Raw genomic sequence first — 16,883 nt, forward strand, 5'->3', positions numbered from 1 at the left:
GTCTCCCAGTTGCGTACCCATCTCCCCCAAGCGAGACCAATTCCGGTCCGGGAGGCCGTTAGCCGGGACGAGTTCGAACGCGACATTCTTCCCGCCTATAGGCCGGTGGTCATCAGGAACCAGATTTCGGATTGGCCCGTCGTTCAGGCCGCACAAGACAGTGACGAGGCCGTCGCGGACTGGCTCAGGACCCACGCCAACGGCCAGCCGCTCGAGACCTTCACGGGAGCGCCCGGGATCGGCGGGCGCTTCTTCTATGACGACACTCTGACCGGCACGAATTTCGAGCGCGGACAGGCGTCCCTGGTCGATATCCTTGATCGGCTGCTTGCATGCCGGATCGAGCCACAGGCTCCCTCGCTCTATGCCGGAGCCGCCGTCGCGAACGGCTGCGTTCCCGATTTCGCTAAGACCCACATCCTGCCACTGCTGGATCCCCGGGCCATGGCGCGGCTGTGGGTCGGCAACGCCGTCACGGTCTCGACCCACTATGATCTCTCGGACAACATCGCTTGCGTCGCCGCCGGCCGTCGGCGATTCACCCTGTTTCCGCCGGAGCAGGTCAGGAACCTCTATGTGGGCCCGCTGGACTTCACCCTTGCGGGCCAGCCGGTCAGCCTTGTGTCCGTGAAAGACCCCGATCTCGAACGATTTCCGCGCTTCGCCGAGGCCATGGCGCACGCCGTGACGGCCGATCTCGGCCCGGGCGACGCCATCTATATCCCGCCGCTTTGGTGGCATCAGGTCGAGGCCCTGTCGCCGTTCAATCTGCTGGTGAACTACTGGTGGAATGCGGCCGGCGCGCCGCCCTCCCCGTTCGAGGCCATGATCCATTCGGTGATGACCGTGCGTCCCCTGCCGCCGGCGCACAGGGACGCCTGGCGTTCGATGTTCGAACACTATGTCTTTGAAGCCGACGGCGATCCCGCCGCCCATATCCCGGTCCAAAGTCAGGGCGTCCTGGGCCGGATGACGCCGACCCTGGCGCGCCGCATTCGCGACTTCCTGGCCGCCGGCCTCCGACGCGGCTAAGGGCCTACGGTGTCGCTCGAACCGGCCGATAGGTCAGGAAAATGTTGGCGGTCAGCCTGCCCTTGCGTGGATCGACCGACAGCGCTTCCGGTCGGGAAATCTGTCCCGAATGGAGCAGGCAGCTCCGGTAGACGATGACGCGATTGAACACGCAGTCCGTCCGATGCGTCAGGGCAAACTGGGCCGTGTCGCCGGCGATATAGCCCGGCTGCGGCGGCTCCGCCTCAAGCTCGCGGTCCAGCGCGGATTGATAGGTCTCCAGTCGATCCACCGTCAGGGTTTCGTATCCCGTGGACCGGTGACGATAGAAGGCCGTACCGCCGAAAGCCGGATCGCACAGATAGTGCAGCACCGCGAACTGGAGCGGATCGACCGTGTCCACATGCGGAATGCGTTGCGCCAGGCCGAGGCGTTCAGGCGCAAGTGTCGCGAGGGCGAAGTTGCAACTGGCTCGCCAGGGCGCAACGCCTCGCAGATCGTAATGTCCGCGGATCAGGGGGTCGAGAGCGCGGCTGAGGGCACCGACATAGTCTAGTGGCGCGGGCGCGAGACGCCCCGGATAGAAATTGTCGCCACCCGTCGCGGCGTCGGCAAAGGTTGACGCGCTCGCCGCGATCTCCACCAGAAGCTCGGGTTCCGTCACCGCCTCGTCAAGGACCAGCAGAGGCTCCTGCTCGGAACCGATCCTTTCGATACGCGCACTGGCGATGGCGGTGGGACACGGTGTCATCGCGCGAAGAATAGCGCTTATGTCAGACATATCCGAGGCTATAGTCGTCGGCGATGCAAACTCCTGACCGCAATTCCGAGGCCCTTCGCCACATCCTGGTGGTCGGCGGCGGCACGGCCGGCTGGATGGCGGCTGCGGCCCTGTCCCGGCTCTCGGGCAACGGCGTGACCCGGGTCTCGGTCGTCGAGTCCGAAGAAATCGGGACGGTCGGGGTCGGAGAGGCGACCATCCCGCCGATCGTCAGCTTCAACGGCCTGCTCGGCATCGACGAGGCCGACTTCATGCGGGCCACCCAGGCGACGTTCAAGCTCGGCATCGAGTTCGTGGACTGGGGCCTGACCGGTAGCCGCTACATCCATCCGTTCGGCCCATTCGGCGTGGACATGGACGGCGTCCAGTTTCACCAGCACTGGCTGCGACAGCGCGCCGACGGCGATACCTCGCCCCTGGGCGCCTACAACCTCAGCACCGTCGCGTCCGAGGCCGGTCGGTTTGTCAAGCCGGACCGCGATGCCCCGCCCGCGCTGCAGACGCTGAAGTACGCCTATCATTTCGACGCCGGTCTCTATGCCCGCTACCTGCGGCGCCATGCGGAGGCCAGGGGAGTCGTCCGGCACGAAGGTCGGATCGTCGACACCGTGCTGCGGGCGGACGACGGCTTCGTCGAGGCGGTGGTCCTTGCCGATGGTCGGCGGCTGGAAGCGGACCTGTTCATCGACTGCTCGGGCTTTCAGGGCCTGTTCATCGAGAAGGCCATGCACGCGGGTTATGAGGACTGGTCACACTGGCTGCCCTGCGACAGGGCGCTGGCGGTTCCCACAGAGCGGCTGACGACCCTGACCCCATTCACGCGGTCCACGGCCGGGTCCGCCGGGTGGCGCTGGCGTATTCCGCTGCAGCACCGCACCGGTAACGGCCACGTCTATTGCAGCAGCCATATCTCGGACGATCAGGCCCGCGCCGAGCTGATGGCCGGCCTGGACGCCCCCGCGCTCGACGAACCCCGCGCGCTCCGCTTCGTGACCGGGCGGCGCAGGTCACAATGGATCAAGAACTGCGTCTCGCTGGGCTTGGCGTCGGGATTCCTGGAGCCGCTGGAATCCACCAGCATCCACCTGATCCAGAGCGGGATCTCCAAGCTGATGACGATGATGCCTGACAGGCATTTCGATCCGCTTCTGATCGCCGAATACAACCGGCTCTCGCAACAGCAGTTCGAGCAGGTCCGCGACTTCATCATCCTGCACTACAAGGCGACGGTGCGCGACGACACGGCCTTCTGGCGTCAGGTTCGCGACATGCCGATCCCCGACACCCTGGCGCGCAAGATCGACCTGTTCCGCGCCACGGGCAGGCTGTTCCGATACGAGGACGAACTGTTCAGCGAGGCCAGCTGGATCGCCGTACTTCTGGGCCAGGGCGTCATGCCCCGGACCTATGAGCCCCTGGCCGATACCCTCCCCGCAGCCCTGGTCCAGAAACGGATGAGCGTCCTGACCCGGGTCATCGGCGATCTCGTCGCCCAGATGCCCCGGCATGAGGATTTCATCTCAAGCTACTGCCGGGCGTCCTGACAGAAAAGGCGTCATCCGAAGATGACGCCTGTCCGTTACAACCAGAATTTGGAGCCGGCGATCAGCTCCAGCTGTAGGCCGTCTTGTGCTGGGTGAAGAACTCGGCGGCGTTGTAGCCCTGCTCGCGGGCACCGTAGCTGGACTTCTTCGATCCGCCGAAACCGACGTGGTAGTCGACACCCGCCGTGGCCAGATTGACCATCACCATCCCGGCCTTGGCCCGGCGCTGGAAGTCGCGGGCGTATTTCAGCGAGGTCGTGGCGATCCCCGCCGACAGACCGAACTCGACCCCGTTGGCGATCTCTAGGGCTTCGTCATAGCTCTTGACGCGGATGGTCGAGGCGACGGGGCCGAACACTTCTTCGGTGTTGATCACGGCGTCCGGAGATGTGTCGGCGATCAGGGTCGGCTGGACGTACCAGCCCGGATTGTCGAGGTTCAGACGGTTGCCGCCGGTGACGATCCGCCCGCCGGCCGAGCGCGCGATGTCGATGTATTTGTAGCTGGTCTCCATCTGGCTCTCGGACACCGCCGGACCCATCTGGGTCGTCGGGTCGAGGGCATCGCCGACCTTCAGGGCGCGGACCTTTTCGCCCAGGGCCTCCACGAAGCGATCATGAATGCCGTCCTGCACGATCAGGCGGCTGGAGGCCGTGCAGCGTTGGCCCGTGGCGAAGAAGGAGCCGTCGAGCGCGATGGCCACGGCGCGGTCGAGGTCCGCATCGTCCAGAACGACCAGCGGGTTCTTGCCGCCCATCTCCAGCTGGACGCGGGCCTGGCGCTCCATCGCTCCCTTGCCGACGCCCTGCCCGACCCCTTGCGAGCCAGTGAAGGAGATACCGTCGATGTCCTTGTGGGCCACGATGGCGCGGCCGACGTCGCCGTCACCGATGACCATATTGACCACGCCGGCGGGCAGGCCGGCCTCATGCAGGATGGCGATCAGGGCCTCGGCGGTCGCCGGGGTCGGACCCGCGGGCTTGATGACGACCGTGTTGCCGAAAGCGATGGCGGGCGCAATCTTCCAGGCCGGAATGGCGATCGGGAAGTTCCACGGCGTAATCAGGCCGAACACGCCGACCGGCTGGCGATAGGTCTGGATCTCCACCCCCGGCCGCGTCGACAGCATGTTCTGGCCGTGGATGCGCAGGGCCTCGCCGGCGAAATACTTCAGAATGCGGGCGGCCCGCGCCGTCTCGCCGATCCCCTCGGCCAGGGTCTTGCCCTCTTCGCGCGACAGCAGCCGACCGACCTGTTCGCGGCGCTCCATCAGGATGTTGGACGCCTTGTCGAGGATGTCCGACCGTACCTCGGGCGAGGCTTCGGACCACGATTCAAAGGCCGCCTTGGCCGCCGCGACGGCCAGATCGACCTCGGCCGCTCCGCCCTTAGGCGTGCGGGCGATGATCTCGTTGGTGTTGGATGGGTTGTGGCTCTCACCGGGTCGATCCGCATTGACCTTCTCGCCATTGATCCAGTGGGCGAGGTCGAGGGTGTCGGTCATGGTCGTATCCTTGGGGAGAGGTTCGTCATCTATGTAGGGTGGCCGCCCGGCCACGCGAATGCCGAACTGGCATGGATCGCGCGGCCGGACGCATTGATTGTCGGCTCAGCCCTGCATGTCTTCGAGTTCCTTGCCTTTCGTCTCCTGGATGAAGGAGCGGACAAGGAAGATGCTGATCACGGCTGATGCCGTGTAGAGGGCATAGGTCCCGGCCAGGCCGATGCCGTCGGCCAGCGCAGGGAAGCTCTGGACCACCAGATAGTTGGCGCCCCACTGGGCCAGGCCTGCCACGGCCAGGGCCGAGCCACGCATCTGGTTCGGGAACATTTCCCCCAGCATGACCCACATGACCGGGCCCCAGCTGAAGTTGAAGAAGATCACATACAGGTTGGCCGCGACCAGGGCGGTCAGGCCTGCCGTATCACTCAGAGCGAGATTTCCGGCAGCGTCTGCGCTGGCACCGCTGAACGCCCAGGTCATCGCGGCGAGCGTCACCGCCATACCGGTCGAACCGATCAGCAGCAGGGGCTTGCGTCCGACCTTGTCGATCACGGCCAGGGCGACCAGCACGGCCGCAATGGACACGGCACCGGACAGGATATTGCGTTCCAGGGCGACTTCTTCAGACACGCCGGCCAGGCGCCAAAGCGTCTCGCCGTAGTAGAAGATGATGTTGATGCCGACGAACTGCTGGAAGGTTGCGAGCATGATGCCGGCCCAGACGATAGGGCGGAACAGCGTCTTCTTGGACATGACATCGGCAAAGCTGGGCTTGTGGCCCTTGTCGAAGCTGGCCTTGATTTCACCCAGCTTGCGGTCGGCGGCGTCGGCGTCGAACAGCTTGTTCAGCACCGTGCGCGCCGCTTCGTCCTTGCCGCGCATCACCAGATAACGAGGGCTCTCCGGGATCAGGAACAGGGCGCCGAGGAAGACGGCGGCGGGTACGGCCTGGGCCAGGTACATCCAACGCCAGGCCGAGGCACCGGCGATTTCGCCCAGGCTGCTCCCGGCGGACTGGGCGAGGAAATAGTTGACCAGGAAGGCGGCGGTCAGGCCCGTGATGATCATCACCTGCTGGACCGTGCTCATCCGGCCCCGGATGTTCGCCGGAGCGACCTCAGAGATATACAGCGGCGACAGCACGCTGGCGGCGCCCACGGCCATGCCGCCCGCGAAGCGCGCTGCGACGAAGAGCGCATGAACGTCGGTGAAGCCCTGGATCAGCGCGCCGATGAGGAACAGCACCGCCGCCATGATCATGACGGTTCGCCGCCCGACCAGATCGGCCAGTCGCCCGGCAAAGAAAGCCCCGACGGCACAACCGATCAGCAGCGAGCCGACGGTAAAGCCGAGGCCCGTGGCATCCAGATTGAACGCGGCCTGTAGCCCCGCTTGCGTGCCGTTCACGGCACCGCTGTCATAGCCGAACAGCAGTCCGCCGATCGTCGCGACCGCCACGATGGCGATGATGAAGCCTAGGTTGACGCGGTCCATTCCCGCGCTGGTCGGCTCCGAAAGCCCCCCTGTTGGTCCAGCCATAGTCGTTATCCTCCCGATGGGCTCTTTTGGCCCGGATTGATCGTCGCCTCAGCGCCAGCCGGCGTCTACGAAATACTCATGCCCTGTAATCAAACGTGCATCGTCGGATGCCAGGAACAGCGCGAGTGCAGCAACGTCCTGCGGCTCCAGCCGACCCTTCAGGCATTGTGCTGCGACAATCTCGGCTTCGCCTTCGGGCGTATACCATTTCATCTGACGCGGCGTCTTGACGTTACCCGGCACGATGCAGGAGACGCGAATGCCATCGACGCCCAGCTCGCGCGCCAGGGCCCGCGTCATCCCCTCGATCCCGGCCTTGGCGGTCTCGTAGAGCGACAGGTCCGGCAACCCCAGGTGCCAGCTGATCGACCCCAGGTTCAGGATCACACCACTACCCCGCTCGCGCATCCCCGGGGCCACGGCCTGGGCTGCGAAGTACAGGTGGCGAAGGTTCACCGCGATCCGGTCGTCCCAGTATTCGGGCGTCACCTCGGTCAGGCTGTGACGATCGTCGTTCGCCGCATTGTTCAGCAGGATATCGACCGGACCGTACTCGTCGATGATCTCGGCGAGGGTGGACTTCAGCGCCGACAGGTTCTTCAGATCACAGAGCATGAAGCGCGGTGCTGGAGTCAGCGTGGCCAGTTCGCTGGCCAGCGCCAGAGAATCCGTTTCAGCCACGTCGAGGAACACGACCCGGGCCCCCTGCCGCGCAAACGCTTCGGTCAACCCGGCCCCGATGCCGGAGCCGCCGCCGGTGACCACGACCAGACGGTCCTTCAGCGACGGATAGATGGCACGGCTCATACGGCGGTTCCCAGAAGGCCGCGAGCGGCGAGATTGCGCATCAGACCCGAGACGCCGAGGGTCCAGGGCGGGGCCTGATCACAGGTCGTCACCTTGTTCTCGAGAACGCCGAGACGCGGCGACGAGACCCTAACCCGGTCTCCGATGTGGTGGGTGAAGCCCTGGCCCGGCGCGTCGCGATCCTGGATCGGCGCGAACATGGTCCCCAGATAAAGGGCGAACCCGTCCGGATACTGGTGCGTCTTGCCAACGGTCTGACCGATCAGGTCCAGCGGGTCGCGGCTGATCAGGTTCATGGAACTGGCCCCCGTCATCACGAACCCGTCGTCGCCCGTGACCTCCAGCGAGACGACGGCGTTGCGCACGTCGTCCAGGCTGAACCCGTCGTCGAACAGTCGGATGAGGGGCCCCAGGGCCGCCGACGCATTGTTGTCCTTGGCCTTGCCCAGCAACAGGGCGCTGCGTCCCTCGATGTCACGCAGGTTGACGTCGTTGCCGAGCGCCGCGCCGACCGGGCGGCCCGTGGCGTCGCAGACCACGACGACTTCCGGCTCAGGATTGTTCCAGGCGCTGTCGGACCGAACCCCGACCCAGTCACCCCAGCCGACGGACGACAGCACCGGGGCCTTGGTGAAGATTTCGGCGTCCTTGCCGATCGCGACTTCCAGATACTGCGACCACAGGCCGTCCGCGATCAGGGCGTCCTTGAGCGCCATCGCCTGGTCGGAACCGGGCTTCACCGCCGACAGATCGGCGCCGACCCGTTCGGCCAGCTGGCTGCGGATTTCCTGGGCCCGGCCGGCATCGCCCCGCGCCCGTTCCTCGATCACGCGCTCAACGGCGGAAACGGCGAAGGTCACACCCGACGCCTTTACGCATTGCAGGTCGAGCGGCGACAGCAGCTTCATGCCGCCGGCGGACCCATCATCCCAGGCGACGGAAAACTCCATCTCGTCCAGGGCACCCAGGTCGGGTCCCGTCGCGGTTCGCAGGTCGGCCTTGGCGGCGGCATCCGCCGTGGTCGCCGCGAATTGCGAGATGTCGAGAACACGCCCGCCTCGCACGAGGATGGGCGTCGGGCCTTCCGGCAGCTCCAGCCGGCCCAGAAGCACGGCGTCGCGCCAGTCGGCGGGCAGATAATCAACGATTCTGGTCATGGTCCCCCGCCGGAGCTTGCAGCTCGGTCATTCTTGTTAGCGCTACCACATTCGACTCGCCCGCTCCTGCTGTCAAGCGATCTCAGGCTCATGGCGTCGACATCGCAGCCGTCGGACCTGCCAGCTTTCGCAAACAGACCCCGGCTCCGGCGTCTGCTTCGGTCAGACGGCGACGGTCAGCGTCGCCGTCTTCAGATCGACCGAGTTCGACCCCGCACTGATCGTGAAGGTGCCCGGCTCGACGACCCGTTCCATGTCGATGTTCCAGAAGGACAGGTCGCGCGGCGTCAGCTCGAATGTCACCGTCGTCTTGGCCCCCGGTGCCAGGCTCACGCGCTCGAAATGCTTGAGTTCCAGCACCGGACGGGTGACGGACGCATGGTCGTCGCGGACGTAGAGCTGGACGACTTCATCGCCGGCGCGCGCCCCCGTGTTGGTGACGTCGACCTCGACCCTGACCTTTTCAAACCGGCCGATCGTGGCTTTCGCCAGACGCGGCACCGACACATCGAAGGTCGTGTAGGACAGGCCGAAACCGAACGGGAACAGGGGCGTCGTCTCGTCGAACAGATAACCCCGACGCGCCGTCGGCTTGTAGTTGTAGAAGATCGGCAGTTGTCCCACCGTCCGGGCGATCGAGACGGGCAGCTTGCCGCCCGGATTGACCTTGCCGAACAGGGCGTCGGCGACGGCGTGACCCGTCTCCTGCCCCAGGTACCAGCCCTCGATCAGGGCGTCGGCGTTCTCGGCGACGAAATTCACCGACAGTGGCCGCCCATTCAGCAGGACGACAATGGTCGGCTTGTTCAGGGCGAAGATCTCGCGGGCGAGATCGTTCTGCTGGCCGATCAGCTCGAGCGAATCACGATCGCCCAGGTGTTCGTCGGCCCAGGCCTCGCGGCTGGTCTGTTCGTTGTCGCCCAGCACCATGACGATCACATCGGCATTGCGGGCCGTGGCGACCGCCTCGCGGATCAGGCCGGCGTTGACCTCGGGATCGACCAGATCGACCTTGTCCGCGCTCCACGACCGGCTTTCGGTGATCCGCACCGCCTCGGCATAGTCCACGGCGAACTTGCCTGCGGCCTGTGCCTGGATGCCTTCCAGCACGCTGACGACATGGGCCGGAACGTCGCTGTATCCGCCGATCGGCGTGTCGCGCGCATGGGTGCCCAGCACCGCCATGCGTGTGATCTTCGACGGGTCGAGCGGCAACACATTGCCCTCGTTCTTGAGCAGGACCATTGCCTTGGCCGCCGCCTCGCGGGCCAGGGCCACGGCGTCCGGCGTCGCGGTCAGGGCGTCGGCGCGTCGGGCGTCGACATAGGGCTTCTCGAACGCGCCGGACAGGAACTTCATCTTCATAACGCGCCGCACGGCGTCGTCGATCGCAGCGATATCGACCTTGCCCGACTGCACCAGCGCGGGCAGCTTGTTGTAGCCCTCTCCGTCAGGAAGCTCCATGTCCACGCCGGCGTCGAGAGCCCGCATGGCGGCCTCCTCGATAGAGGCGAACATCTTGTGGCGCGTGTTCAGTTCGCGCACCGCGAAATAGTCGGACACGACGGCACCCTCGAACCCCCACTCCTCGCGCAGCACGTCATGCAGGAGCCAGCGGTTGGCGTGCGAAGGCAGGCCGTCGATCTCGTTGTACGACGCCATGACCGCCATGACGGGCAGTTCGGTGACGGCGCGTTCGAACGGCGGGAAGAAATTCTCGCGAAGCGTCCGTTCGGAGATATTCGCCGGCCCGACGTTGGTACCGTTCTCAGGCTGGCCATGGCCTGTCATATGCTTGAGCGTGACGAAGACCTTGTCGGGCGCGAGCGGCAGGGTATCGCCCTGGAAGCCGCGAATCGCCGCCAGACCCATCTCGGCGACCAGATGCGGATCCTCCCCATAGGTCTCCTCGATACGACCCCAGCGAGGATCGCGCGCGACATCGACGACCGGAGCCAGGGCAAGCTGCGCACCCCGCGCCCGCATCTCGCGGGCAGCGACGCTGAACACGCGCGTCAGCAGAGCCGGATCCCAGGTGCTGGCCAGGGCGATCGATTGCGGGAAACTGGTGGCCCCGCGTGCCACATACCCATGCAACGCCTCTTCATGCAGGATCAGCGGGATGCCCAGCCGGGTGTTCTCCACGGCCCATTTCTGGGCGGCGTTGGCATAGTCGGCCGTTTCGCGACCGGTGCGGTTGACCGCGTCCCCGGCGGCACCAGCGGCGCCGTTCAGGGCCGGATCGACACCGCGCTTGTCCTGAGGACGCGAAATCTGTCCCAGTCCGTTTGGAAACGCGGTCGTCGCCTTGGCCGGATCGAAGTCGCCGGCCGGGTTCTGGATCAACCCCTTGGTTTCCCAGATACCGACCATCTGGGCGACCTTCTCTTCCAGCGTCATTCGCTGAAGCAGGTCCTCGACGCGGCGGTCGACCGGTTGATTCGGGTCACGATAGAGGGCGTCCGCGCCCGGCTTGGCCAGGCTCTGGGCCCTCGCAACGCCGGGCATCTGTGAGAGCGCGAGTGCGGAAGCGAAACTGGCCAGCAGCGTGCGACGACCAAGCGTCATCTGTTTACCGGTCACGTCGGTCATCTCGTCTCTTCCCTGTTTACTCACCGGTTGGCCCGATGATGATAGCGCTAACATCACGATAGGGCGCATTTCGGTGTCCGGTCAATGGTCGCCGGGTGCCGAATTCCTGTACAGGGAGATGTCAGACCCGGATGCCGTCATGCCTTCCAAGACCAAGCCACCGTTCACACGTCCATCGTCCGGCCAGGGACGCCTGCACGGGGCCATCGCGCGGGACCTGGGAACTTCGATTGTTTCGGGGAAACGCCCGCCCGGAGAAATCCTGGCCAATGAGATTGATTTCAGCGAACGACTGAAGGTCTCGCGCAGCGCCTATCGCGAGGCCATCCGCATCCTGGCCGCGAAAGGCCTGGTGGAAAGCCGGCCCCGGACGGGTACGCGCGTCCTGCCTATGGAGCGCTGGAACCTGCTGGACCCCGATGTGCTGGCCTGGTTCTTCGAGAGCGAGCCCAGTCGTGTCATGGTCGACGGCCTGTTTGAACTGCGCCTGATCGTCGAGCCCGCCGCCGCCGCCCTGGCCGCCAAGCGCCGGACGACCGAACAACTCACCCAGATGAGGAAGGCGCTGAACGACATGGAGCGCCTCACCCTCAAGACCGAGGCGGGCCAGTCGGCCGACCGGGACTTCCACCAGGCCCTGCTGATCGCCACGGGCAACCCGCCGCTGATCAGTCTGGCGTCCACCATCGGAGCCGGTGTGCGCTGGACCACCCACTACAAGCAGCGCAAGCGCCGCCTGCCCCCGGACCCCATGCCGGAGCACTGGCGGGTCTATGACGCGGTCGCGGCCGGAGACGCCGAAGAAGCGCATGCGGCTATGGAGGCCCTGGTAAATCACGCGCTCGCTCAGACCGCCGGTGCCATGAATGAGTGATGACACCGGTAGCATTTGCTTGCCAAGCTAAGGAACCTTCGCTAATTGTCTGAGTAAATCCACTCAGAGACTCACCATGGCTAAACCGCTGCGTTCACGCGCCTGGTTCGACAACCCGCAAAACCCCGACATGACCGCCCTCTATCTGGAGCGGTACCTGAACTACGGGCTGACGCTGGAAGAGCTCCGCTCGGGCAAGCCGATCATCGGTATCGCCCAGACGGGTTCGGACCTCAGCCCCTGCAATCGCCACCACATCGAACTGGCCAAACGGGTTCGCGAGGGCATCCGTGAACAGGGCGGCATCGCTCTGGAGTTTCCGGTCCACCCGATCCAGGAAACCGGCAAGCGCCCGACCGCCGGCCTCGATCGCAACCTTGCCTACATGGGCCTCGTAGAACTCCTATACGGCTACCCCCTCGACGGCGTCGTGCTGACCATCGGCTGCGACAAGACCACACCGGCCTGTCTGATGGCGGCAGCCACCGTCGACATTCCCGCCATCGCCCTGTCGGTCGGACCCATGCTGAACGGCTGGCTCAAGGGCGAGCGAATCGGCTCGGGCACCATCATCTGGAAGGCGCGCGAGATGATGGCGGCGGGTGAACTGGACTACGAAGGCTTCATCAATCTGGTCGCCACCTCGGCCCCGTCGGTCGGCTACTGCAACACCATGGGCACGGCAACGACGATGAACTCCCTGGCCGAGGCCCTGGGCATGTCCCTGCCCGGCTCAGCCGCCATCCCGGCCCCGTACCGCGAGCGGCCTCAGATCGCCTATCTGACGGGCAAGCGGATCGTGGACATGGTCCATGAGGATCTGAAGCCCTCCGACATCCTGACCCCCGACGCCTTTCACAACGCCATCGTCGTCAACTCCGCCATCGGCGGCTCGACCAATGCGCCGGTCCACATCACGGCGCTGGCTCGCCATTCGGGGGTCGATCTGCCGATCGAGGAGTGGCAGACCCGTGGTCACGCGGTCCCTCTGCTGGTCAACCTGCAGCCGGCCGGGACCTATCTGGGCGAAGACTTCCACCAGGCCGGGGGCGTCCCCGCCGTGGTGGCGCAGCTCATGAGCAAAGGCCTGATCCGCGAAGGCGCGATGACGGTCAACGGCAAGACCATGGGAGACAACTGCCGGAACGCCGAGATCGTGCTGCCCGACGTCATCCGCACCATGGAAGCGCCGCTGGTCGAGGACGCGGGCTTCCTCGTGCTCAGCGGCAATCTGTTCGACAATGCCATCATGAAGACCAGCGTGATCGCCGCAGAGTTCCGCGAGCGCTACCTGGCCAACCCGGCCGACCCCAACGCCTTCGAAGGCCCTGCTGTCGTGTTCGACGGCCCCGAGGACTACCACCACCGGATCGACGATCCCGCCACCGCGATCACCGAGAAGAGCATCCTGTTCATGCGCGGTGCCGGACCCCTGGGGTATCCGGGTGCCGCGGAGGTCGTGAACATGCGGCCGCCGGCCTACCTGATCAAACAGGGCGTGACGGCCCTGGCCTGCATCGGCGACGGCCGCCAGTCGGGCACCTCCGGCTCCCCTTCGATCCTGAACGCGTCCCCCGAGGCGGCGGCCGGCGGGAACCTGGCCCTGCTCAGAACCGGTGACCCCGTCCGCGTCGACCTGAACACCTGCCGCGTGGACGTCCTGATCGACGAGGCCGAACTGGCCGAGCGCCGCGCCGCTCTCGATGCGGCCGGAGGCTTCAAGATCCCGCCGTCGCAAACGCCCTGGCAGGAGCTTCAGCGCGCCACGGTCGGCCAGCTGGGCACGGGGGCCGTGCTGGAGCCTGCGGTCAAATACCACCGCATCATCGACAAGTTCGGCAACCCACGCGACAACCACTGACCAACCGCCTGTCGGCAATCCTTTCGCGCGCCGGTCGATCGTCCCGTTGCGCGCGGAAGCCTGCGCCCTCTAGGTTGGCGCATGACCGATCGCCCACGCCGCAGCGCCCTCTACCTTCCCGCCTCCAACGCCCGTGCGATCGAGAAGGCGCGGACGCTGGAGTGTGACGTCGTCATCCTCGACCTCGAAGACGCCGTGGCACCCGATCTCAAGTCTCTCGCCCGGGACCAGGCGGTGGCGGCGGTGCGCGACGGCGGCTTCGGACGGCGCGAACTGGTGGTGCGTGTCAACGGTCTGGACACCCTCTGGGGCGAAGACGACCTGACCGCCCTGGCCCAGGCTTCACCCGACGCGATCCTGGCCCCGAAGGTCAGCGATGTCGCAACGATCGAAGCCTACGGCGCGCGACTGGCGACCGGGACGCCGCTTTGGGTCATGATCGAGACCGCCATCTCCCTGTTCCGGCTGGAGGCCATGGCGGCAACGGCCCGAACCGGGCCTCTCGCCGGTTTCGTGCTGGGCACCAACGACCTCGCCGCCGAGATGGGGGTCCAGACCGACGCCCTGCGTGCGCCCTTCGTCGGGGCCATGGGACTGGCGGTGGCGGCGGCCCGGGCGCACAGGCTGATCATCCTGGACGGGGTTTTCAACGCCCTTGATGACCTCGAAGGGTTCGAGACCCAGACGCGACAGGCCCTTGAGTTTGGCTTCGACGGCAAGACCCTGATCCATCCGTCCCAGATCGCACCCTGCAACGCCATCTTCAGGCCCGACGCACGTCAGGTCGCGGCGGCCCAGACCATCGTCGATGCCTTCGCCGACCCGGCCAACGCCGACAAGGGCGCGATCCGCCTCGACGGGCGGATGGTCGAGCGGCTGCACCTGCGACAGGCCGAACGAACCCTGGCGGCCGTCCGGGTCTAACGCGTCGGTAGGGCGGCCCCGACCAAGGCGTAACAGTCCGCCCGCGTCGGCCGGTCTCCGACCAGCACGCCGTAAGCCGCCCGCACCGAACATATGTCGGCGAGGCTGAGCTGACCCAGCCAGCGATCGGCGTTGCAGTAGTTCATGATCGAGGCCGGATCGTAATAGGTCTCGCCCGCCGCGATCGTCTCGGGGGTCGTCGTACGCGCCAGACAGTTCGGCGCGCGCGGGCTGACGTGGTCGTGGGAGAACCCCAGGGCGTGACCCAGTTCATGCAGGGCGTCGGCATAGAAGCAGCGGAACTCCCCGACATAACCCCGAGGCCCGCACAGCCGGTTGGTGACCAGATACTCGGCGTTTAGCACGATCCGCCCCCCGTCCCTCAGGCTCACGCCCCGGTGGCTGGCCGAGGCGAACATCTCGGGATCGTGGACGATGCGGATGGCCACACGTTCGGGGTCGCTACAGGTGTCGGCGAAGTCGAACTTCACGTCGGCCTGGGCCTCCCACACCCCTGCGGCGGCACGAACCTGTTCGCGGGCCCAGTCGTCTTCCGGGGCACCGGCCTCGAAACACATGGGAATCCGGCCTTCGGGCCACAGATCGACCTGGGGCGGTGGCGCGGCCATGGCCACGGGCGGCGGCGGGGGTGGAGGGGCTGGCGGCGGCGCGCCGGCGGGCTGCTGCTCCTGTACCGTGGCGCAGGCGTGCAGCCCCACGGCCACGATCGCAACGGCGACCGTCAGGAGCTGTCGGGCCCTCATGACCAGCGGATGTCCGTCAGGGTGACATTTAGCTCCAGCACCCGTCCCTGTGCAGGCGGCCGCCGCACAGACGGCGTCAGATCTTCGGCCGCCACACCGACCGCGATCGGCCCCTCGCTGCGCTGGGCCAGGTTCAGGATTTCGTCGCCGAAGTTGAAGCCGATGGCATAGGCGTCATGCGGCATCGCATGGTGGGCCATCGACCCGTCACCCATCATCCCCAGATGCACAAAGGTCGGCGAAGACCCGAGCGCCAGGGTCCGCGTCCCGCCGGTCATCGCGATCTCCAGAGACCTATCCAGCAGCCGCCGGTCCATCGCATAGGCCACCGATCCCACGCCGGAGATCATCACCGTGTCGTCAGCGGCCCTCAGCCGCGCGGTCAGATCGTCGGGGAACACGATCCGCATCGCGCTCTCGCCCGGCCGGGCCTCGGCTCTCAGTTTGTAGACCGTCGATCCGATCGGCGTCCGTGTCGTCGCCCCGGCCGGCCCCTGGCTGGCCACGCTGAACAGGGGAAAGGGATAGAGCTGGTCGTATCGGTACCCCAGCGAGCGGGTCTCCACGACCTGTCCGGCCGTCCATGTGCCGGTGTTCTCGCCGTTCGGACCAATATAGCCATCGACCTTCTCGGCGGACCAGGCGGCGGGATAGGTGCGACGCGCGAGGGCCTGCCAGGTCGCCCACACCCGGTCGATATTGCAGTGGTGCATCCAGAAGACCGGATCCTGGGCCGCCGTCTCGGTACGCCCCATCAGCCCGCCGACCAGGACGTGGATGTGGTTGTGCCCATAGGCCTCGACCGAGCCTGCCCCCGTCGGCATCCGGCCGCAGAAGGTGGCGAAGTCGTCGGACTGAAGCCGCGCCACGTTTCGCGACGTCGCCCACCGCGCCTTGGAATAATCCAGCTCGTTGGCCCCCGGTGCCCGCTGGCGCTCGTACAGGGGCAGGCCCGGCGTGGTGGTCCAGCTGGGCAGGAAACGGTCACCCTGCCAGTCCCAGTATGGCAAGGCAAAGGTGCTGTGCCCCGTCAACCTGCCGATGATCCGCTCCAGGTGGGCCAGCTCGAGCCGATGCCAGGGCAGGAACAGCGCATTGCCGTGCTTGGCCTGTTCCCGGTGCAGCCGGACCTGCCGCGCCCAGGACCGGTTGTCGTTGCGACGCTTCATCAGCGACACGCCCTGCGCGAAGGCCACCACATCGTCGCTGGTCGCCGTCAGGGTCGATGCGGCCCGGCGCACACGCGGCGACGTCGCCTGGGCCCAGGCCTCGGCTCCGCCCAGCCCGAGCCCGGCCGTCAATCCGCCGGCCAGCGCGTGCCGTCGATCGATCTTCATGGTCGCCCCCGTCTCGCTCCTACGTGAGAGGTGGACCGTTCATCAAACGCCGTCATCTGTCCAGCCGCCTAGCGCGAACGGCGAGTTCCCGTGAAAAGTTTCAGCCTCCGGGGCGCGGCTGGCGCATGCCACATCGCGTGCCCATGTCCTTGCCTCGCCGGACTTAACCCCCTAACTCCACCGGAAAT

13 protein-coding genes are annotated in these 16,883 nt (G+C 66.3%); 5 read left to right on the forward strand and 8 right to left on the reverse strand.

The features are described 5' to 3' along the window. Positions 1-9 precede the first annotated feature (9 nt). The gene (locus O5K39_RS16215) at positions 10-1,032 is read left to right on the forward strand and encodes a cupin-like domain-containing protein (protein WP_271144633.1); all 1,023 of its coding nucleotides are present in this window, start codon (positions 10-12) and stop codon (positions 1,030-1,032) included. Between the two features lie 4 nt (positions 1,033-1,036). Here O5K39_RS16215 and O5K39_RS16220 read toward each other — a convergent pair whose 3' ends face one another. Next, positions 1,037-1,762: a DUF6445 family protein gene (locus O5K39_RS16220; RefSeq protein WP_271144634.1), complete on the reverse strand. Its 726-nt coding sequence runs from the start codon at positions 1,760-1,762 to the stop codon at positions 1,037-1,039. A gap of 53 nt (positions 1,763-1,815) precedes the next feature. Between O5K39_RS16220 and O5K39_RS16225 the strand changes: the two genes are divergently transcribed. Continuing rightward, positions 1,816-3,336 (forward strand): tryptophan halogenase family protein, encoded by a 1,521-nt coding sequence (locus O5K39_RS16225; RefSeq protein WP_271144635.1) that lies wholly within the window; start codon positions 1,816-1,818, stop codon positions 3,334-3,336. 61 nt (positions 3,337-3,397) lie between these two features. Here the strand turns inward: O5K39_RS16225 and O5K39_RS16230 are convergent, their stop codons facing one another. The 5 genes from O5K39_RS16230 to O5K39_RS16250 all read right to left on the reverse strand — a co-directional run bounded on the left by O5K39_RS16230 (position 3,398) and on the right by O5K39_RS16250 (position 10,935). Beyond that, the gene (locus O5K39_RS16230; protein WP_271144636.1) at positions 3,398-4,840 is read right to left on the reverse strand and encodes an aldehyde dehydrogenase family protein; all 1,443 of its coding nucleotides are present in this window, start codon (positions 4,838-4,840) and stop codon (positions 3,398-3,400) included. 105 nt (positions 4,841-4,945) lie between these two features. Further along, complete coding sequence (locus O5K39_RS16235) at positions 4,946-6,379, reverse strand: sugar porter family MFS transporter (protein ID WP_271144637.1); 1,434 nt, start codon at positions 6,377-6,379, stop codon at positions 4,946-4,948. 48 nt (positions 6,380-6,427) lie between these two features. Continuing rightward, complete coding sequence (locus tag O5K39_RS16240; protein ID WP_271144638.1) at positions 6,428-7,186, reverse strand: SDR family oxidoreductase; 759 nt, start codon at positions 7,184-7,186, stop codon at positions 6,428-6,430. Beyond that, the gene (locus tag O5K39_RS16245; RefSeq protein ID WP_271144639.1) at positions 7,183-8,343 is read right to left on the reverse strand and encodes a fumarylacetoacetate hydrolase family protein; all 1,161 of its coding nucleotides are present in this window, start codon (positions 8,341-8,343) and stop codon (positions 7,183-7,185) included. The genes O5K39_RS16240 and O5K39_RS16245 overlap by 4 nt, the downstream gene beginning before the upstream one ends. 162 nt (positions 8,344-8,505) lie before the next feature. Continuing rightward, the gene (locus O5K39_RS16250; RefSeq protein ID WP_271144640.1) at positions 8,506-10,935 is read right to left on the reverse strand and encodes a glycoside hydrolase family 3 N-terminal domain-containing protein; all 2,430 of its coding nucleotides are present in this window, start codon (positions 10,933-10,935) and stop codon (positions 8,506-8,508) included. A 139-nt stretch (positions 10,936-11,074) separates the two neighbouring features. Here O5K39_RS16250 and O5K39_RS16255 point away from each other — a divergent pair, with 139 nt between their 5' ends. The 3 genes from O5K39_RS16255 to O5K39_RS16265 all read left to right on the forward strand — a co-directional run bounded on the left by O5K39_RS16255 (position 11,075) and on the right by O5K39_RS16265 (position 14,594). Further along, the gene (locus tag O5K39_RS16255) at positions 11,075-11,809 is read left to right on the forward strand and encodes a FadR/GntR family transcriptional regulator (protein ID WP_271144641.1); all 735 of its coding nucleotides are present in this window, start codon (positions 11,075-11,077) and stop codon (positions 11,807-11,809) included. Positions 11,810-11,885: 76 nt separating this feature from the next. After that, positions 11,886-13,670 (forward strand): IlvD/Edd family dehydratase, encoded by a 1,785-nt coding sequence (locus O5K39_RS16260; RefSeq protein WP_271144642.1) that lies wholly within the window; start codon positions 11,886-11,888, stop codon positions 13,668-13,670. Positions 13,671-13,751: 81 nt separating this feature from the next. After that, positions 13,752-14,594 (forward strand): CoA ester lyase, encoded by an 843-nt coding sequence (locus O5K39_RS16265; RefSeq protein WP_271144643.1) that lies wholly within the window; start codon positions 13,752-13,754, stop codon positions 14,592-14,594. Here O5K39_RS16265 and O5K39_RS16270 read toward each other — a convergent pair. Both O5K39_RS16270 and O5K39_RS16275 read right to left on the reverse strand, forming a co-directional pair. Continuing rightward, complete coding sequence (locus tag O5K39_RS16270; RefSeq protein ID WP_271144644.1) at positions 14,591-15,358, reverse strand: hypothetical protein; 768 nt, start codon at positions 15,356-15,358, stop codon at positions 14,591-14,593. The two genes, O5K39_RS16265 and O5K39_RS16270, sit on opposite strands and share 4 nt — an antisense overlap. After that, on the reverse strand, positions 15,355-16,695 hold the full coding sequence (locus tag O5K39_RS16275) for a tyrosinase family protein (protein ID WP_271144645.1): 1,341 nt from the start codon (positions 16,693-16,695) through the stop codon (positions 15,355-15,357). Before O5K39_RS16275 ends, O5K39_RS16270 begins: the two co-directional genes overlap by 4 nt. Between the last annotated feature and the right edge of the window lie 188 nt (positions 16,696-16,883).

It is taken from the genome of Brevundimonas sp. NIBR10 (assembly GCF_027912515.1).
Taxonomy (GTDB): domain Bacteria; phylum Pseudomonadota; class Alphaproteobacteria; order Caulobacterales; family Caulobacteraceae; genus Brevundimonas.